This window comes from Zafaria cholistanensis (genome assembly GCF_008580665.1).
Taxonomy (GTDB): Bacteria; Actinomycetota; Actinomycetes; order Actinomycetales; family Micrococcaceae; genus Zafaria; species Zafaria cholistanensis.
This window is the reverse complement of record NZ_BKDJ01000010.1, coordinates 1-19,314: the sequence shown is the minus strand read 5'-3', so window position 1 is coordinate 19,314 and position 19,314 is coordinate 1. Positions and strand designations below refer to the sequence as shown.

Annotated in this window: 16 protein-coding genes; 4 read left to right on the top strand and 12 right to left on the bottom strand. The window is 70.4% G+C overall.

Annotated features, from left to right (window positions below; translation table 11 throughout):
- Positions 1-2 precede the first annotated feature (2 nt).
- From NCCP_RS10260 to NCCP_RS10220, 9 genes are all read right to left on the bottom strand, one after another.
- A complete protein-coding gene (locus tag NCCP_RS10260) occupies positions 3-1,232 on the bottom strand; it encodes a type III polyketide synthase (protein WP_149957154.1) in 1,230 nt (409 codons plus the stop codon).
- Positions 1,233-1,389: 157 nt separating this feature from the next.
- Positions 1,390-2,073, bottom strand: a complete 684-nt coding sequence (locus tag NCCP_RS10255) for an isochorismatase family protein (protein WP_149957153.1) — start codon at positions 2,071-2,073, stop codon at positions 1,390-1,392.
- Entirely contained in the window at positions 2,070-3,155 is a 1,086-nt protein-coding gene (gene rutA / locus NCCP_RS10250; protein ID WP_149957152.1) for a pyrimidine utilization protein A, read from the bottom strand. Before rutA ends, NCCP_RS10255 begins: the two co-directional genes overlap by 4 nt.
- Before the next feature lie 422 nt (positions 3,156-3,577).
- Entirely contained in the window at positions 3,578-5,146 is a 1,569-nt protein-coding gene (locus NCCP_RS10245) for an MFS transporter (protein ID WP_149957151.1), read from the bottom strand.
- Complete coding sequence (locus NCCP_RS10240) at positions 5,140-6,810, bottom strand: amidase (RefSeq protein WP_149957150.1); 1,671 nt, start codon at positions 6,808-6,810, stop codon at positions 5,140-5,142. The genes NCCP_RS10245 and NCCP_RS10240 overlap by 7 nt, the downstream gene beginning before the upstream one ends.
- Complete coding sequence (locus NCCP_RS10235; protein ID WP_149957149.1) at positions 6,807-7,832, bottom strand: carbon-nitrogen hydrolase family protein; 1,026 nt, start codon at positions 7,830-7,832, stop codon at positions 6,807-6,809. Before NCCP_RS10235 ends, NCCP_RS10240 begins: the two co-directional genes overlap by 4 nt.
- 40 nt (positions 7,833-7,872) lie before the next feature.
- Positions 7,873-8,922, bottom strand: a complete 1,050-nt coding sequence (locus tag NCCP_RS10230) for an ABC transporter permease (protein WP_149957148.1) — start codon at positions 8,920-8,922, stop codon at positions 7,873-7,875.
- 3 nt (positions 8,923-8,925) lie between these two features.
- The gene (locus tag NCCP_RS10225; protein ID WP_149957147.1) at positions 8,926-10,461 is read right to left on the bottom strand and encodes a sugar ABC transporter ATP-binding protein; all 1,536 of its coding nucleotides are present in this window, start codon (positions 10,459-10,461) and stop codon (positions 8,926-8,928) included.
- Entirely contained in the window at positions 10,458-11,618 is a 1,161-nt protein-coding gene (locus NCCP_RS10220; protein WP_149957146.1) for a sugar ABC transporter substrate-binding protein, read from the bottom strand. Before NCCP_RS10220 ends, NCCP_RS10225 begins: the two co-directional genes overlap by 4 nt.
- 285 nt (positions 11,619-11,903) lie before the next feature.
- Here NCCP_RS10220 and NCCP_RS10215 point away from each other — a divergent pair, with 285 nt between their 5' ends.
- Complete coding sequence (locus NCCP_RS10215; RefSeq protein WP_149957145.1) at positions 11,904-12,686, top strand: GntR family transcriptional regulator; 783 nt, start codon at positions 11,904-11,906, stop codon at positions 12,684-12,686.
- Positions 12,687-12,748: 62 nt separating this feature from the next.
- On the opposite strand, the gene NCCP_RS15525 is transcribed toward NCCP_RS10215, so the two are convergent.
- Positions 12,749-13,819: a methionine ABC transporter ATP-binding protein gene (locus NCCP_RS15525; protein WP_308655504.1), complete on the bottom strand. Its 1,071-nt coding sequence runs from the start codon at positions 13,817-13,819 to the stop codon at positions 12,749-12,751.
- Entirely contained in the window at positions 13,820-14,734 is a 915-nt protein-coding gene (locus NCCP_RS10205; RefSeq protein WP_216364700.1) for a MetQ/NlpA family ABC transporter substrate-binding protein, read from the bottom strand.
- Positions 14,735-15,022: 288 nt separating this feature from the next.
- Between NCCP_RS10205 and NCCP_RS10200 the strand changes: the two genes are divergently transcribed.
- A complete protein-coding gene (locus NCCP_RS10200) occupies positions 15,023-16,255 on the top strand; it encodes an SfnB family sulfur acquisition oxidoreductase (protein ID WP_172627365.1) in 1,233 nt (410 codons plus the stop codon).
- 6 nt (positions 16,256-16,261) lie between these two features.
- Complete coding sequence (locus NCCP_RS10195; RefSeq protein ID WP_149957143.1) at positions 16,262-16,930, top strand: methionine ABC transporter permease; 669 nt, start codon at positions 16,262-16,264, stop codon at positions 16,928-16,930.
- A 233-nt stretch (positions 16,931-17,163) separates the two neighbouring features.
- Here NCCP_RS10195 and NCCP_RS10190 read toward each other — a convergent pair whose 3' ends face one another.
- Positions 17,164-18,942: a PucR family transcriptional regulator ligand-binding domain-containing protein gene (locus NCCP_RS10190; protein WP_225873786.1), complete on the bottom strand. Its 1,779-nt coding sequence runs from the start codon at positions 18,940-18,942 to the stop codon at positions 17,164-17,166.
- Between the two features lie 128 nt (positions 18,943-19,070).
- Between NCCP_RS10190 and NCCP_RS10185 the strand changes: the two genes are divergently transcribed.
- Positions 19,071-19,314: aldehyde dehydrogenase family protein (locus NCCP_RS10185; protein WP_149957142.1), on the top strand; the 244-nt coding region annotated here is incomplete at its 3' end.

Here is a 19,314-nt window from a genome sequence, read left to right as displayed (position 1 = left end):
CGCTACCGGTCCTCCGGGCCCGGGCCCGGGACAGGTCCGGCCCCGGTGACAGGTCCGGCTCCGGTGACAGACCCGGACCCGGAGGCGGGGCCGGGAAGCAGGGTCATCAGTGCGGTCTCCACCGTCAGCCCCGGGCCGAACGCCATGGAGCAGACCCGCTCGCCGGCCGCGGCCGCCGTCGGCCCGCTGCCGTCGAGGATGTCCTTGAGGACAAACAGGACGGTGGCGCTGGACATGTTCCCGTAGTCGCGCAGCACGCGCCGGGCCGGGGCCAGCTGCGCGTCGTCCAGTTCCAGCCGGTGCTGCACCCGGTCCAGGATGGCCCGGCCGCCGGGATGGATGCCCCAGTGCGGGATCTCCGAGTATGCGTCGGGAAGCGTGGGGTCCTGGTCCAGCAGCGGTTCCAGCGCACCGACGATGTGGTCGTCGATGATGTGGGGGACGTAGGTTCCCAGCACCATCTCGAACCCCTCGTCGCCGATGTTCCAGGCCATCGACTCCTCGCCCACCGGGGTGAGGGTGGTTTCGAAAAAGTCCAGCAGCAGCTGCGGCGCAACGCCCCCGCCGTCGCCCGGCGGACGGGCCGTGACCACCGCCGCGGCGGCGCCGTCGGCGAATAGGGCCGAGCCCATGATGGTGTCCGGGTTGTTGGAGCTGCGCACGTGCAGCGAGCACAGTTCGCCGCAGACCACCAGCACCACCGCGTCCGGCTCCGCCTCGCAGAAGCTCTTGGCCGCGCGCAGGGCCGGGAAGGCGGCGTAGCAGCCCATGAAGCCCAGGTGGTAGCGCCGCGTCTGCGGGTTCAGCCCGAGCGCGCGCACCACCTGGTAGTCCGGACCGGGGTTGTAGAAGCCGGTGCAGGAGACGGTCACCACGTGGGTGATGTCCTCCGGGGACAGGTCCGGGCACGCTTCGAGCGCCCGGCGGGCTGCCTCCACGAACAGCGGTCCCGCCTCCCGCGCGAAGAGTTCGTTGCGGACCCGGGTGCTGGGGCTCAACAGCAGCCGGGTGGCCGCGTCGAAGAAGACGGGGTTCTCGGAGCTGCGGTCCAGGGTGAGTTCCGCGACGGCGGTGCGGCGGGTGGAGATGGCAGCCGAGTCGAAGGAAGTGGCAATCAGCCGCTGTCCCAGCCGGGTCAGTCCCGGCTGCGCGGCAAACACGTCGCGGGCCTGCTCCTGGTGGAGGATCGTCGGGGGAACGGCCGTCTTGATGGTGCGGATCGTCACTGGCATGTCCCGACCCTAGACCGGGCCCGGCGGCGCCGTAAATAGCCCGGAAGCGGCCCCGCTGCTGCGGGCCTGAAGGGGAAATGCGCCCCCTGAAAGCGCGGCGGGGAGTGCACCGTGCCCCCAGGGCACCGTGCACTCCCCGCCGCGGCCGGCCGGCCCGCTACAGCGCCGCGACCTGATCCAGCGCCGTGACCTGATCCATCGCCGCCACCGCGTCCGGGACCTGCGCCAGCTGCGCCAGGATCTCCGCGGCCGGAAGCACGTCGGCGTAGCGGCGCTCCACGTCCTGCAGGTTGGACGCGTGCGTGGCCGGGTCGTGGTCCCCGCAGCAGTCCTCGGCGACGATTGTCCGGAACCCGTGGGAGAACGAGTCGATCACCGTGGCACGGATACACCCGGAGGTCGTGCAGCCCATGACCACCACCGTGTCCACGTCCCAGAAGCGCAGGATGGAGGCGGTGTCCGTGCCGAAGAACGCGGACGGGAAGTGCTTCTTGACCAGCACGTCGCCTTCGGCCCAGACGCGCGGATCCACCTTCACCATCTCGCTTCCCGGCGTGAAGTCCTCCAGCCCGCGGGTTTTCCAGTTACCGACGTCGGCCAGGGACCCGTATTCCACCACGGTGTGCAGCACCGGCACCCCGAGCGCGCGGGCCTGTTCCAGGGTCCCGGCGGCGGTTCCGACGGCGGCCTGGGTGTAGGGGCTGCGTCCCATCCGGTAGGCGGGGTCCGTGAACCCGAGCTGGAAGTCGACGACGACGATGGCCGCCTTGCGTCCGAAGCCGACGGGGCTGCCGCCGTAGCCGGCGGAGGCGAACGCCTCCGCGGTGGCGTCCGCGCTCATGCGGCCGCCGCCATGCCGATGTGGGCGCGGGAGGCCATGAGCGGCTGGATCTTCTGGCCAAAGTTCTCCGTGCCCTGGATGAAGTCGTCGAAGGTCAGCATGATGCCCTTGGTGCCCTCGACGGCGGCGGCCTCGTCCAGCATGCGCGCCACGGACTCGTAGGAGCCAACGAGGGTGCCCATGTTCATGTTCACGGCACCTTCGGGCAGCGAGATGGTCTTCGCGGTGGAGGTCGAGTCGGCGGTCTTGTCCTCGAGCGCCTGCCCGGTCATCCACGCGATAGCCTCGACGTCGATGCCGGCCCTGTAGTGCTCCCACTTCGCGAAGGCGGCCTCGTCGGTGTCATCCGCAATGACCATGAACAGGACGCAGCTGCCCACGTCGCGGCCGGTCTGGGCGGCGGCGTCGTCAAGCTTCTTGACGCCGGCGGCGTGGGCGGTGGGGGTGTTGATGCCCAGGCCCATCACGAAGTTGTAGTCGGCGTAGTTGGCGGCGAAGTCGATGCCGGCCGGGCTCTGGCCGGCGGTGACCAGTTCGATCTTTTTGGACGGCTGCGGCTTCATCATGCAGTGGTCCATGGTGAAGAACTCGCCCTTGAAGTTGGATTCCCCGTTGGCCCACAGCTCCTGCATGACCTGGGTGTACTCGGTGGTGTAGCGGTAGCGGCGCTCGAAGTGCACGTCCCCGGGCCACAGGCCCATCTGGTCGTACTCGGCGCGCTGCCAGCCGGAGACCATGTTGATGCCGAAGCGGCCGTTGGAGATCGAATCGATGGTCGAGGCCATGCGGGCCACGATGGCCGGCGGCATGGTGAGCACGGCGGTGGTGGCGAACAGCTTGATCTTCTCCGTCACCGCGGCCAGGCCGGCCATCAGGGTGAAGGACTCCAGGTTGTAGTCCCAGTATTCGGTCTTGCCGCCGTAACCGTGCAGCTTGATCATCGAGAGGGCGAAGTCGAAGCCGTAGCCTTCCGCCTTCTGGACCACCTCCTTGTTCAGCTCGAAGGAGGGCTTGTACTGCGGCGCGTTCTCGGAAATGAGCCAGCCGTTGTTGCCGATCGGGATGAAGATGCCGATGTCCATAATGTGACTCCTTCGCATGCTGCTATCAGGGACGGCACACCCAGGGACTGGGCGCTGCCGGTGATTCACGGGAACCTGCGTCCTGCGATTGCCTTCAATCTATGGAGGCTGTTTTGCGCCCCCGTGTGTCCCGTGTAAGGCACGTGTAAATACGGCGGACATTCCTTTTGCGCGCACATTGCCCCCCAGTTAAGCCAGAAAGATCCGCGGAAAGCCGCGGATCCGAACGGGCAAACGCCACGCGTCCGAAAAACCCGCGCCCGCCCCTGCCGTCCCACCGCCCCTGCCGTCCCACCGCCGCGCCACGGCCCGCGGCGGTGCCTGAGCAGGCACCACGCACGACGGCGGGGCCGCACCCTGTGCAGGGTGCGGCCCCGCCGTCGCGGGCAGGCCGCCGCCGAAAGGGGAGGCGGGAGGGTATTTTAGCGGGCCGGGGCGCCCTCCGCGGCCGGCCGGGGGGAGGGGGCGGCGGGGAAGCGCCGCGTGCGGACCGAGGCCAGGGCCCCGAGCGCCGCCGCCGCGACCAGCACGGCCAAGGCAACCATCAGGCCCCCCACGAAGGCCCCGACGTCGCCACCGGAGGTGGACAGCGTGCCGGCATAGGCCAGGGAGCGGTCCGCGTCCCCGAGCAGGACGGTGGCCAGCCCCAGGGACACCGAGGTGCTGAACAGGTACCCGGCATTCTGCAGGGTGGAGCGCACGGCATTGGCGATGCCGCGCCGTTCGGGGGCGACGGTGAGCATCAGGGCACTGGTATTGGGGGTCATGAACAGCCCGGTTCCAAACCCCACCACGAACAGGCCCGCCGCGAGGCCCGCGGTCGCCCTGTCCGGCCAGATGGAGATACCCAGCCAAATGGAGGCGCCGACGGCGGCGGCTCCGGCGGCGATCAGGACGCAGCCGGCGGCGGAGAGCAGCCCGTGGTGGATGCGGCCGGTCAGCCGCCCCGCGACCAGGGCCGCCAGCATAGTGCCCGCCGGGGCGGGGACCACCATCAACCCGGCGTGCAGCGCCGTCAGGCCGCGCGCCGACTGCAGGTAGAGGGAGGCCAGCAGCACCACGGCGTAGGTGGCGAAGGCGCTGAGGAATCCGGCTGCATAGAGGTAGGCCACCGACCGGTCGGCAAAGATCCCCAGGTCCACCAGCGGGTCGGTGCGGCGGCGCTGGACCAGCACGAAGAGCGCGATCAGCGCCAGCGCACCCAGGCCCGCCCCCAGGATCCACGGGTTGGTCCACCCCCCGGAGCCGGGCAGCTCATTGACGGCCACCACCAGGGCCGCCAGCCCGGAGGTGACCAGCAGCGCGCCGAACAGGTCCAGCTTTTCGGTCCGGGCGCCCCCGTCCGACCCCGGGATGAGCTTGAGGGAGGCGGCCAGGCCCGCAGCGAGCAGCGGCACGCCGAGCAGGAAGATCCAGCGCCAGCCCATCAGTTCCACGACCACGCCCCCGGCTACCGGGCCCAGGACCTGGCCTACCGCCGCGGCGGTGGCGTTGATGCCCAGCCCGGTGCTCAGCAGCCGCGGCGGGAAGGCGTCCGTGAGGATGGCGGTGTTGTTGGTGATGACGGAGGCGGCCCCCACGCCCTGCACGAACCGGAAGGCGATCATGAAATCCGCGGTGGGGGCCAGGCCGCAGGCCAGGGTGCCGGCGGCGAAGACCACGATCCCGCCGATGTAGAGCCGGCGCCGCCCGAACAGGTCCGCGAGGCGTCCGAAAACCAGGATCAGCGCCGTGGTGACCAGCATGTAGGAGAGCAGGAACCAGGAGGACTGGGTGGGGGAGGCGCCCAGGTCCCGGGACATGGCCGGCAGCGCCACGTTCAGGCTGGACGAGTTCAGGAACACCAGCACCACCGTGACGCTGGTGACGGCCAGCACGGACCAGGCGCGCGCCGCTTCGGAGCGGCGCGCGCCCTGCCGCTGGTGCCGCTGGTGCTGCTGCTGCCGCTGGTGCTGCTGCTGCCGCTGCTCCGGGCGGCCCGGCCTCAGCATTCCGTCCCCGGAACGCGGCGGTGGAATCCGGTGGCGGACTGGAACGCGGCGCCCACCGCCAGCACCCCCTCGTCGTCCCAGGGCCGGCCGGCCACCTGCAGGGACAGCGGCATGGCCTCGGCGTCGAACCCCATGGGCAGGGCCAGCGCGGGCATGCCGGTGTAGTCGAAGATGCGGGTGTTGCGCGGCAGCACGTCGTGGATGTTCAGGGCCTCCCCGTTGACCAGCATGGTCATGTCCGCCAGCCGCGGAGCCGCCGCCGGCACGGTGGGCAGCACCAGGTAGTCGACGCCGGAAGCGTCCATACCCTCAAGCAGCGCTTCCAGCACGCCGGCCCGGCGGCGCAGCCCGCGCAGGTAGTCGATCGCGGCCAGCCTGCGGCCCTGCTCGAAGCGGTCCCGGGTGCCGGCGTCGAACAGTTCCTGGCGCGGCAGGTTGGCCTCCTGGGTGGCGGCGATCTCCCCGTAGAAGACGTTCCAGGCCTCCACGTGGGACAGTTCCGGGTCATAGCCCGGGGCGTCGAAGACCTTCACTTCCGCGCCCAGGGAGCGCAGCGTGTCCAGCGCTTTGGCGAAGGCTTCGGCGACCGCGGCGTCCACGGGTTCGCCGTGCCAACCGCCCAGCACGCCAAGGCCCGTACCGGCCAGCGGGGCGCCGGCGGGGCCGGGGAGCGCGGGAACCGGGGCGGCGGATGCGGGCGGGGAACCGTCGAGCACCGGCAGCAGCAGTTGCAGGTCGGCCGCGCTCAGGCCCATGGGGCCCACGTGGTCCAGGGACCAGGACAGTGTGGCCACGCCCGTGCGGGGCAGCCGCCCATAGGTGGGCTTCAGTCCCGTGGTTCCGCAGAAGGCGGACGGGATGCGGATCGATCCGCCGGTGTCCGTCCCCAGCGCGAACGGAAACAGGCCCGCGGCCAGCCCGGCACCGGAACCGGTGGAGGAGCCCCCTGTCCAGCGCCCCGGGTTCCACGGGTTGGGCACGGGGCCGTAGCGGGCATTCCACGCCGATCCCATGGCGAACTCGGTGGTGGCCACCATGGCCACCGGGATGGCGCCTGCCTCCCGCAGCCGGGCCACGACGGCGGCATCTTCCGTGGCGGTCCGGTCGCCGGTCTGCAGGGAACCGCAGGTGACCTGTGCCCCGGCGACGTCGATGATGTCCTTGACCCCGAAAGGGATCCCTTCCAGCGGCCGCGCGGTGCCGGCGGCCCAGCGGGCGTCGGAGGCGGCGGCCGCCTCGCGGGCCCCCTCGATGCGGTGCAGCACCGCGGCGGCCGTGGTCGCGGATCCCGCCCAGTGGTCCAGGTACCGCTCCAGCACGGCCGACGGGGTGGCGGTGCCGCTGCCGAATACGCCCAGCAGCCCGGCCACGTCCGGCCGGCCCGTGTCCCCGCCGGCACCCTCCCGCTGGGCACCCTCCCGCTGGGCACCCTCCCAGGTGGCGGGCGTGCCGGCGTCGGACGCCACCGCCCCGGAGGACGCGACGCCGGACGGGCGGGCGGCGCCGCGCAGGCGCGCGAGCCGGGCCGCGTAGGCGTCCGGGTCCAGCTCCCCGGCGTCGGGGGAGGCGGGCAGCGCCCGGCTGCGGGTCAGCGCCTGGCCGGCCTCTGCCTGGCGTCGGATCGCCTCCCTGGAACCGTCAGCCCGGGTGTCCGTTGCGGTCATGCCAGCGCCGCCGAGTCCGCCAGCGCCGGGCCTGCCAGCGCCGCCGCCCCTACAGGCTCCGCCGCAAACCTCCGGGCTGCCTGCTCCAGCAGGTCCGGGCGGCGGTCCCGGCCCAGCGGGAACGCGGCGCGGGCCTGGGGAACGGCATCCAAATCGATGTCCGTCCGCAGAAGGTCGTCGTGGTGGTGGGCGGGCAGGTGATCCACCAGGTCCCCAAACGGGTCCACCACGCAGGAGAGCCCGAAGTAGTCCACGGTGCGCCCGTCCAGGGTTTCCGGGCCGCCGCGGTTGGCCGCGAGGACCCAGGTTTGGGTCTCCAAGGCGCGGACCTGGAGTTCCTGGAGGAAGAGCTTTTCGCGGCTGCCCAGCGAACTGACCAGCGGCACCACCACGTCCGCGCCGAGCGCCCGGGCGCCCAGCCAGTACTCCGGGAAGGTGCGGTCATAGCAGATCAACGGGGCGATCCGCATGCCGGCGACCTCGAAGACGGCCGGGCCGGAGCCCTCGGCGAAAAAGTGCTTCTCATCGATCGGCACGTCCGCGAGCAGGCTCTGCGGGATCGAGGTCTTGCGGTAGGCCGGGACCGTCCGGCCGTCCAGGCCGGTGCCGTGGACCAGGGTGCCGTCCGCCTCGATCACGGCCCCGGAGTTGTAGAGCGCCCCGTCCGCACCGGCCTCGTAGAAGCCCAGCACGACGGCGGTCCCGTGCTCCCGGGCGGCCTGCCGGAAGGCGGTGAGGGTGGGCCCGTCGAGGGGTTCGGCCCACAGCTTGTAGGCATCGTTTCCGGTGGCGCCGAAGTAGGGGGTGTTGCACAGTTCGGGGAAGACCACCAGGTCGGGGCGCGGACCGGTGCCCGGCGCGGCCGCCTCGGCGAAGAGGTGGAGCAGGCGCTCCAGGTCCTGCGCCAGGTCGCCGGCCATTCCACCGGACTGGACAATGCAGATGTTCCGTTGGGAGGCGCAGATGTTCCGTTGGGAAGTGCGGATGGTCTGTTCGGAGCTGCTCTGGTGCAGGTGGGTCATGGTCCGTCTTTCTGGGGAGGAGTGGAGGGCTGGGTGAGGGTCAGGACCGGGTGGCGGCGTTCCTGTGCCGGATGGCCTGGGAGAGGGCGACGGCGGCGACCAGGGCCCCGCCGTAAAAGATGTCCTGCACGAAGTTCTTGGCCCCGAGCATCTGCAGGCCCACCACGCCGGAGTACAGGAAGTACACCGCGACCAGGGTGCCCCAGGCGTTGAAGCGGCCGGGGACGAAGGCGGTGGAGCCCAGGAAGCAGGCGGCCAGCGCCGGCATCAGGAAGGACTGCCCGGAGGAGGGGTCCGCGCCGTTCAGGCTGCCCGCGTAGACGATGCCGGCCAGGGACATGACCAGCCCGGAGGCGATGAAGGAACCGGCCCGGATGCGGTCCACCTTGAGCCCGCTCAGGTGCGCCACCTGCCGGCCCTGGCCCACGAACAGCAGCCGGCGCCCGTAGGGGGTGCGGGAGAGGACGAAGGCGATGATGCCGGCCACGGCCAGGCCGTAGAAGAACTGCGGCTGCAGGCCGAACAGCACGCGGGACCCCGCGGTGGCGGTGGAGAGGCCGCGGTCTATCCCGGTGACGGTGGAGGAGTTGCTCATCCAGTACACGATGCCCAGGAACAGGGTTCCGGAGCCGAGCGTGGCGATCAGCGAGCTGACCTTCAGCACCACCACAAAGAAGCCGTTGACGGCCCCCGCCACCAGCCCGACGGCGATCGCGGCCGCGATGCTGGCCCCCAGCGGAACGCCGTGCTGGACGTTCAGGACGCTGAGCGTCATGGCGGACAGGGACATAGTGGAGGCGATGGACATGTCATACTCCCCGGCCGTGAACGGGATGAGGGACCCGGCGGCCATGATGAGCAGGACGGCCTGGGAGCCGAAGATGTTCTGGAAGTTTCCGGCGGTCGCGAAGTTCTCCGGCAGGATGGCGCTGAAGACCAGCAGCAGCAGGGCCCACGCCCCCGGCAGGGCGAAGCGTTCCAGGTTGTGGGCGGACAGCCAGGCCGGCCCCCGGGCCGCCCGCCGGGCGCCGGTGGGGGCGTCCTGCTGCGTTGCCTTGTCCGTTGATTTCTGGTCGGCGGTGGCGGTCATCGTTCAGCCCACCTTTCGGATCGGGTCGGTGCCGCGATGTCCCTGCATCACGTGCATGGCAATGGTGTTGCGTTCGACGTCGGCGCCGGCAAGTTCGCCGACCACCCGGCCATCCTCGATAATCAGGACGCGGTCGCAGATCAGGGCCAGCTGTTCATAGTCGGTGGTGGCGCACAGCACGGCAGTCCCGTCGTCGGCGGCCTCCAGCAGCCGCTGGTTGATGCCTTCCCGGGCACCGACGTCGACCCCCTGGGTGGGGTCCTGCAGCAGCACTACGGAGGGGTTGGTGTCCAGCCACTTGCCCAGCACCACCTTCTGCTGGTTGCCGCCGCTGAGCATCCGGAAGTCCTTGCCCGGATCGGAGGGCCGCACGTCGTAGCGTTCCACGAAGTCGCGCCCGTGGCGGGCCAGCGTCCGCGGGGAGAGGCCGAAAGGGCCGGAGAGGGCGCCCAGCCGCGGCATGAGCGCATTCTCCGCGACGCTGACCTCCAGCATGCCGCCCTCCGTCTTGCGGTCGGCGGGAACGTAGACGATGCCCCGGGCCAGCGCCCCCCGCGGCGCGGCGCCGTAGATCGCCGGAAGCACATCCTCGAACCCCGAGCCGGCCAGGCCGGTCAGGCCCAGGACCTCGCCGCGGCGCAGTTCGAAGTCCACCCCGGCGGCCCGTCCGGACACCAGTCCGGTGCAGTCCAGCACGGTTTCGGCCGGGCCCGCGGCGCGCACCGGCCGGCCGGTGCCCACGGTCCGCCCCACGATGCGTTCGCTGAGCGAGGCCGGGGTGGCCGACTCCGCGGGGAGGACGCTCTGGAGCCGCCCGCCCTTGAGCACCACGATCGTGTCGCTGTTTTCGATGACCTCCTCGAGGTCGTGGGTCACCAGCAGCACGCTCATGTCGTACTCGTCCAGCAGTTTCCGGACGGCGCCAAACAGCAGTTCGGTACCGGAACGGGGCAGGAACACCGTGGGTTCGTCGAGCACCAGCAGCGTCTTGTTCGGCCCCAGTTCCTCGACGGCCCGCAGGATCGCGACCAGTGCCTTATCCGTGTCCGCCAGCGTGGAGATGGGCTGCCGCGGGTCGGCGGCGATGCCGAAGCGGGCCAGCAGGCCGGCCGCCTCGCGGTGCATCGCACGCCAGTTGATGAACGCGCCCCGGGCGTGCAGGATGCGTTCGTGGAGCAGGTTCTCCGTGATGGACAGGGCGGGCACCAGGCCGAGGTCCTGGTGGACGAAGCTGATGCCGTGCCGGCGGAACGCCGACGGGTCCTCGTAGGGGAAGATCTCCTCGCCGCGGATGAAAAGGCGGGTGACTGAGTCCGGCCGGTAGACGCCGTTGAGGATCTTGATCAGGGTCGATTTCCCCGACCCGTTCTCGCCGACCAGGCCCACGACCTCGCCGGCGGGGATCTCCAGGCTGACCGAATCCAGGGCCTTGTTGTCGCCGAACGTGATGGACACGTTCTGCAGCCGCACGTTGGGCTCGGACCGGCCCGGGAGCCCGACGAGCTCGCCGTCGGACCCCACCGGGCGCCGGCTGATCACGGCTTGCCCCAGAGCGCCTCGTAGCCGGCCACGTAGGCGTTGCCGTAGCCCTGCCCGGAGACCGGCGGGGTCCCGGTGTCGGCGACGTTGGCGTCGGTGATGACCTTCAGCGGGGTATGCTGGTTGCCGTCGGCGGTGGGTTCGGCACCGGTCAGGATGCGCCCGGCCTCGTCCAGCGTGGACCAGGCCAGCCAGGTGACGTCCTCGCCCACGTCCATGGCCACGGTGTCCCCGTCCTGCATGAGCTTGAGGATCGCGGGGGTTCCGTTGAAGGAGGCCGTCTTCACCTGACCGGTCTTGCCCGCGGACAGGACGCCGGACTCCACGTAGAGCATCATCGAGTCGTACACCGGCAGGACGAAGTCGATCTCCGGGTTGGTCTGCAATTCGGCCTGCACGGTGGAGGCAATGTCGGTGGCCCAGGCGGAGACCGGGACGTCGACCTCGCTGACGCCGCAGCCGCTGCAGTGGGTGGCCAGTTCGTCCTTCATGGCCTCGATCATGCCGTTGGAGGGCGGGACCTCGCTGGAGTTGACCAGCAGGATGTCCCCGTCACCGCCGGTCTCCTGGATGGCGTAGTCGGCCATCAGCCGGGCTGCCTCGTTGAAGGGGGCCGTGATGTACCCGGTGACCAGGCCCTCCAGGGCGGCCGGAAGCGCGGTGCCGTTCTGGTAGGTGTGGGTGATCAGCACCGGTATGCCCGCGGCCTTGGCGCGCTCGAGGGCGGGGATGATCAGTTCCGCGTTGATGCCCTGCGCCAGGATGATGAGGTCCGCCTTCTGGCTGATCGCCTGGTCCACGCCCGCGGTGTGCTCGGTGGGAAGGCCTTGGGTGGAGTACTCCACCCAGGTGGCTCCGTAGGACTCGGCGAGCCGCTTGGCCTCCATGTCGACAACCTCGATGTACGGAACGGAGCTGCTGTTGGGGATGTTGAAGATTGTCTTGCCCTTGATCCCGGACATGTCGAACGGCGTGCCGGCGAAGGTGAACTGGGGGTCCTGGGAGAAGGCGGCGATCTGGTCCCTGGCATGCTGCACGCCGGCGGTGTCGGTTGCGGTGGCTCCGGAAGCCTCGGAGCTGCCGGAGCAGGCGCTCAGGGCCAGGGCAAGGGTGGCCATGCCGGCCAGGGCGGGGACGATGCGGCGTGTGGTTTTCATCGGGAACCTCGGCAATCGGTGTGCGGATGGAAGCGGGGCGGAGACGGATTCCGCCGCCGGCGTCGCTGGCTGGTCGGGCCCCGGGGGTAACGTGGCGCCTGGTGGATCCCCGGGTGCTCCCGGGACACCATGCAATAGCGGCGATGTTTCCGTCCGTCTTGCGGAGGGTAAATCTGTTGTTGCGCCACCCTGGTTCCCGCAACCGGGGGCCTGCGGGGCCGATACGCTGTTCCAGTTCCCGGCGTTTCCGGGCCGCAAGGCACATATTGAGGAGGGGCTCCGCCCGTGCAGACCAAAGCGCAAGTGCTCACCGGTTTCACCCGGCGTACGGATTCGGCCCGGCAGGTGGCCGACCTGATCCGGTCGGACATCGTCAACAACCGGTTCCCTGTGAGCCTGCCGTACGAATGGGACCTGGTGGAGATTTACCGGGCAACCCGCAACGTGGTGCGCGATGCCATGGCGATCCTGCAAGGGCAAAACCTCCTGCGCCGCATCCCCGGCTCCGGGACGTTCGCGCTGGCCCCGGGGACGAGCTTCAACGTGGACCGCAAGGAGTCCCGCGTGATGGTGACGCTGGAGCCTGACCAGAAGCGCACCGCCGCACCCGCCTACGCGGAAACCCGGATCGAGGGCTATCCGGACGGGACCTACCAGTGCATCAACGCGCAGGTCACCGGGTGCCCCGACACGGTGGCCAGGATGCTGGAGATCCAGGCGGGCGATCCCGTGCTCTATGTGGAGGTGGGCATCTCGCTGAACAACGAACGCCAGCGGCTGCGCTCCAGTTGGGTGCCGCTGGATCGGGTGCCGGGGATCGAGGCAGCCCCGCTGGACTGCTTCATTCCGGACCTGATCGCCCGGATCACCGGAAGCGAGACCCACTGCAAACGGATGCTTTTCGAGGCCGTGAACGCCGACGCCTCCGCCGCCGTGCTGCTGGGGATCCCGGAGAACGCGGCCGTGCTGATGACCGAGCGGGTCAACTGCATCGACTCCGGTGAGCCGGTGGAGTTTGGCTTCACCCGCCACCGCGGCGACCGGACGCTGTTCGTCAGCAACCTCTGACCGCAGGTATCCTCCGGCCGCCGCCGGTTCTTCTCCGCCGGCGGCGGCCGGAGGGCCAGGCCCTACAGGACTTCGACGCGGTCCGCGACCGCCCGTGCCCGTTCCAGCAGCGCCCCGGCATCGGGCGCCTGGGCGGCCAGGACCAGATGCCCCTGCGGGCGTCCCTGCACGGGGGAGACGCTGGAGGCCAGCAGCTGGACCGGAGAGCCGGCGTCGTGCTGGAGGTGGGCGACCACGGCCGCCACGTCGACCGGACGCAGGCCATCGAAGCGCAGCACCAGGCGTGCTCCGCCGCCGTGTTCGACGTCCGCGACCTCGGCTTCCAGCTCCTCCGCCGAATTGCGGCGGAAAGAATGCAGCAGTGCGCGCGTGGTGCCGTGCGCCGGCGCGCTCAGCACGCGCCACACCGGCCCGTGCTCCACCACGCGGCCGCCGTCGATCACCGCCACCTCGTCGCAGATCTCCTGGATCACGCCCATCTCGTGGGTGATCAGCAGCACCGTCACTCCGCGCTCACGGTTGATCCGGCGCAGCAGGGCCAGGATCGAATGCGTGGTCTCCGGGTCCAGCGCGGACGTTGCCTCGTCGCAGAGCAGGATCTCCGGGTCCTGGACCAGCGCCCGGGCGATGCCCACGCGCTGCTTCTGGCCGCCGGAGAGCTGTCCTGGGTAGGCATCCGCCCGGTGGTCCAGCCCCACCAGTTCCAACAGCTCGGCGACCCGGCGGTCCGCCTCCGCGGCCCCCACTCCGGCAAGCCGCAGCGGCAGGCGCACGTTCTCCCACACCGTCTTGGACGCCATAAGGGAGAAATGCTGGAACACCATGCCGATGCGGCGCCGCAGGTCCCGCAGTGCGGGTCCAGTCGCCGTCGCGATATCCTCGCCGTCCAGCAGCACCCGCCCGGAGGTGGGCCGCTCCAGCAGGTTCACAGTGCGCAGCAGGGTCGACTTCCCGGCACCGGAACGTCCGATCACGCCCGTGATGCGTCCTGCGGGCAGGTCCAGCGTGACGTCGTCCAGCGCGGTGACGCCGGTCCCGGGCCTGCCGTTCCTGGGCATGTACGTTTTGGTCACGTGCTCAAAGCGCACCGCGCCGCGGGCGGGGGCGTGCGCTCGGGCGGCAGTGGCGGACACCTAGAAGCCCAGCGAGATGTCGCCCTGGTATTTGTCCAGGATGAACTGTCGGGTGGCCTCTGAGTTCAGGGCCTCGCCCAGCTTCGCGATGCCCGGATCGCCCTTGAGCTCCGGGCGGGTGACCAGGTACTCGGCGTACTTCGGGTTGGCCTGGTCGGTGAAGATGGCGGTGTTCACGTCGATGCCGGCATCCAGCGCGTAGTTGGCGAACACGAAGGCGACGTCCACCTGGTCGATGGAGCGGGCCAGCTGGGCTCCTTCGAGTTCCTTGATATCCAGTTCCCGGGGGTTTTGGACAATATCCCGGATGCTGGACTGGGAGTCGCCCGGGTTTTTCAGCGTGAGCAGGCCCTGCTCCTCCAGGAGCACCAAGGCGCGGCCGGCGTTGACGGGATCGTTCGGAATGGCGATGCTGGCGCCCTTGGACACCTCGTCCAGCGAGGCGAACCTGGTGGAGTAGGCACCGAACGGCTCGATATGCACCGGCACGACCGGTACCAGGTCCTGGTTGTTCTCCTTGTTGAAGTTGTCCAGGAACGGCAGGTACTGGTAGTAGTTCCCGTCCAGTTCACCGCTGGCCAGCTGTGCGTTGGGCTGGATGAAGTCCTGGAACACCTTGACCTCCAGGTCCACGCCCTGCTCCGCCAAGGCGGGCTTCAACTGCTCCAGAATCTCGGCGTGCGGTACGGGGGTCGCACCGATCACCAGCGTCTGGCGCTGCGCCGCGGCGGCAGCGGTTTCCTTGCCCCCAAGGGTGGGGATGATGGCGGCTGCGGCGAAGGCGGCGACAGTGACGGCGGCGACGACCGAGCCGACCACGATATTGCGCTTCTTCGTTTGGGCACGGCGCTCCGCGGCTGCTGCGGCGAGGCGTCCTGCGGAACCTGGTGCGGGCGAATTGCTGTCGGTGGACACGGGGACTCCTGAGTGGAACGCGGACGGGAAGGGGGCCGGACCAGGCCCGGTCCCGCTGGAGGTCAAGGGTAGGAGGGGATCGAATATCCTTCGGGCCTCGCGTCACGCGACGGCGTATTTCTGAACATTGCGTCATGTGGAAAGGCCTTTGTGGCATTTTGTGACTGATTGCTAAGCCTGCGAGGACCCACACGCGGCAAATGTGACGGGCGGTGCGGGCAGCGGGCCCGGCGGAGGCCATCATCGGGAAGTCCCGGCCTCCCTCCGATGAAGAAGCGAAGTAGCGTCATGAACCCGTCCCTTCCCACCCCTGCCCCCGCCCATCCTGTCGCCGGGCCCCTCGCCCCGGCTCATCGCATCGGTTCAGAAGCCGAAGCCCTGGAAACCGCGGCCCGGCTCGCGGACAAGTTCGCAGCCCTCGGCGCCGAGATCGATGCGACGGGCATCCTGCCCCCCGACGTGGTTGACGAGTTCTCCGGCTCCGGGCTTTGGGCCATCACCATCCCAGCCGAATACGGCGGCCTCGGTGCCTCCACCGCCACCCTGGTCGAAGTCATTGCCCGGATTTCCGCCGCCGACCCTTCCCTGGGCCAGATCCCGCAGAACCACTTCTGCCTGGTCGAGGACATCAATCTCTCCGGCACTGCGGAGCAGAAGCGTTTCTTCTTCGACCTGATCCTGGACGGGGCCCGCACCGCCAACGCGTTCTCCGAGGCCGGTGGCAAGACCGCCGCCGACGTTTCCACCCGGATCCTGCGCGACGGTGGCGACTACGTGGTCAACGGCCGCAAGTTCTACGCCACCGGCACCGCCTACGCACACTGGATCCCGGTGCTGGGCGTCGACGGGGAAGGCCGTGAACTGCTCGCCTTCGCCCCGGCCGATGCCGACGGGCTGCACGTGGTCGGGGATTGGGACGCTTTCGGCCAGCGTGCCACTGCCTCCGGGTCCGTGGTGCTCACGGACCTGCGTGTACCCGCGTCCCGCGTCTTCCCGATGTACCGCGAATATGAGGAGCCGACCATCGCGGGCCCCTTCGCGCAGATCACTACGGCTGCCATCGACCTGGGCATTGCCCGCGGCGCCTTCGCCGCCGCGCTGGAGGCCGTCCGGGCCTCCCGCCCGTGGATCGACGCGAACGTCGAGGCCGCCACCGCGGATCCCCTCACGCTTTCCGAACTCGGCCGCCTCGATGTCGACCTCGCCGCCGCCGGAGCGCTGGTCCAGCGTGCCGCCGCCGCGCTGGACGAGGCCAAGGCCCACTCGACGGAGGATTCCGTCGCGGCCGCCTCGGTCGCCGTCGCCCGCGCCAAGGTGCTCACGACCGAGGCCGCGCTCGCGGCCGGATCGAAGCTGAATGAACTCGGCGGAACCCGCTCCGCCGTGGGCGGCAAGCGCCTGGACCGCTTCTGGCGCAACGCCCGCGTCCACACCCTCCACGACCCGGTGCGCTGGAAGTTCCACCTGATCGGGAACTACGTCCTCAATGGCGTGCGCCCGGCCCGCCACTCCTGGAACTGAGCCCTAATGGAGACGCTGCTGCCGAACGTGAGCTGGCCCGAGATCGGCCAGGCGGTCCTGGACACGCTGATCATGCTGTCCGCCGGCCTGTTGTTCACGCTGCTGCTGGCCCTGCCGCTGGGCACGCTCATGTATCTGACCGCCAGCGGAAACCTGCGGGCGGCCCCACCCGTCTACCGGGGGCTGTCCTTCGTGGTGAACCTGCTCCGCTCGGTCCCGTTCATCATCCTCATGATCACGGTGCTGCCGTTGACGGCGTTCCTGACCGGCACCACGCTCGGCGTGCGCGGGGCCGTGCCCCCGATGGTGATCGCCGCGGTGCCATTCCTGGCCCGGTTGGTGGAGATCGCGTTGCGCGAGGTGGATAACGGGCTGATCGAGTCCGGGCAGGCGATGGCGGCCTCCACTTGGCAGACGATCATCCATATCCTGCTGCCCGAAGCGCGGCCCGCACTCATCGCCGCGGGCACGGTCACCGCGATTGCCCTGCTGGACTACACCGCGATGGCTGGCGTGATCGGCGGCGGGGGCCTGGGTGACCTGGCCATACGCTACGGCTACCAGCGCTTCCAGACCGACGTCATGGTGGTCACCGTGGCGCTCCAGGTGCTGCTGGTGCAGGCGCTCCAGTTCTCAGGCGACCGGATGGTGCTGCGCTACGCCCGACGGCGTTAAGGGTGGAGCGGCAGGACGCTTCCGGGAGCCCGATGCAGAGCCGTGCCAGAAGCCCCCATGCTTGCCGCCGTTGCAGTTGCCGTTGCCGTTGCCCGGGGCTCCGCCAGTCCCGCGCTCCGAGGCCGCCTTCCGGGCGGTCGCAGACCCGGGTGTCCCGCACAGGCCACCGTGTTTCCGGCCTGACGGTACTGACCTGCACCGGCCTCCGTCCTCCAAGGCCCTGCGGCACCGCTTCAGCGGGGGGCCGCCGCCTGCCCCACCTCGCGCAGGCGGTGCCACAGCAGGGCCACGTGCAGCGCGGTGCGGGCCTCGGCGTCATCGAGGGAAACCCCCAGCCGGTCCTGCAGCCGGGCCAGCCGGGCGTACAGCGCCGGACGGCTGAGATAGCCGGTCCGGGCCAGGGCCGACTTGTTTCCGCCGTGCTTGAGGTACAGCTCCAACAGGGCCAGGGCCTCGGGGTCCGGGGGATCGACCAGCGGGCCCAACTCGGCCTCGGCGAACGCGCGCAGCCGCGGGTCGGAGCGCATCAGCGCCAGCAGGCCCCGCAGCCCCACGTCGGCGAAGCGGTAGTACCGGCGCTGGCGGGACTCCAGGGTGGCGGCAATGTCCGCCACCTGCGTGGCCTCGTCCAGGCCCGCAGCCGCTTCCACCAGGGAGGCCCGGGACCGGCCCACGCCCACGGACCACTGCGCCTCCGGTTCCCGCGGACCGGCGCCGTGCGGGCCGGAGGGCGCCGCGGATTCGGCCAGTTCCCCGAACACCCGCTCCAGCAGCGGGTCCTCCAGCTGCCGTGCCGGAACGCCCAGCAGGACGCCCAAGGACCCGGAATGCAGCCCCGCGGCAAGCATTGACCGCCGTGCGGATCGAACGGCGGAACCCAGGGACTCCAGCAGGGCCCGTTCGCGCAACTGCAGGCCGGTAGGTTCCTCCCCGGGCAGCCGGTCCAGCCGGATCACCACCGGAACGTAGAGCGCCGCCGGGTCCAGCCCCAGGGCCACCGCGCGGGTGCGGGCCTCCGGTTCGGCCATCGCCAGCGGCTGGCGCAGCTCGTGCATCAGCCCGGCCCGGGCCGCTTCCAGGAGGTCGCGTTCGTCGCGCCCGGCCATCCGGGCGATGGTCAGCGCCTGCCCGGCGCGGTCCAGGACCTGGGAGGCGTCGGCGTCGTCCTCGAGCACGGCCGGGACCACCAGCCGGCCCCAGCGGCGCCCCCTGACCCCCACCGGCGTCTGCAGCCAGTCCTCGCCCTGCCCGCCCTGTCCGCGCTGTCCGTCCTGCCCGCGCCGCCCGGTCTGCTCCCGGTACCCGACGCGGCGGGAACGTTCGGTCCACTGCCGCAGCAGCGCCTCGGGATCCCGCCCCGCGGCCGCAAAGCCCAGCACAAGGTGCGCCACGTCCTCCAGGACCACGGGGGCCGCCACCAGTTCCGCGGTCCGGTCCACGATTTGCTGCTCGCTGGCGTTTTGCAGGCTCAGTTCCGTGAACACCTCGTGCAGCTGGCGGGCACGTTCCACGCGCGCCAGCTGCTCGCCCACCAGCATCCGGTGCACCACCTCGGTCACCCGCACGAAGCGGACGGCCCGTTTTAGGAGCACCACCGGCAGGGTCCGGCCCGCGGCCGCCTCCCGCAGTGCCGCGGCGGCTGCGGTGGCCGGGGTTCCGTCGGGTTCGACCAGTTCGACGACGGCGCCGGCCGCCCCCGCGGCCTGGAGCTCTTCGAGGAACCGTGCGGCCGCCTGCGTTGCGGAGTGGAAGGAGGGCGAACGGAAGGACAGTCCGGAGCTGAGGACCAGCTCGCCACCTTCCAGGATGGCCCCCACCCGCTCCCCGTCGGCGATGTGCACCCAGCGCACCGGGGTGTCGAGGGCGTCGGCCCCGGAGAGGAGCTCGGGCTCCCCGGAACGGATCTCCTCCAGCGCCAGGACCGTGCGCACTGTCAGAGCCGGCGTGGCGGTGCCGGAAAAGCCGTTCGGAATATTTTCCGGCGGAGTGGTGGGCCGGAGCGGCATAGTCATTTACAGAGTGTATCGATCAGTCGGCAACCCATTACAAGATGTCTCTTCCAGAGGCCGGATCCGGGGTTCAGGATGGACAGTAACGCCGCCATGGGGTGGCACGCATACGCAGAAAGGCCCCGCACATCATGCAGACCGTCACCCACTGGATCAACGGCGCCCCGGCCGGGCAGGCCGCGGATTCCCGCTTTGGCGAGATCACCAACCCCGCCACCGGCAAGGTGAGCGGACGCGTGGCCTTCGCGAGCACCGCCACCGTCGGTCAGGCCGTCGCGGCCGCCGCCGCCGCCTTCCCGGCCTGGCGCGACACCTCGCTGGCCCGGCGCGTGCAGGTCCTCTTCAATTTCCGCGAGCTGCTCAACGCCCGCAAGG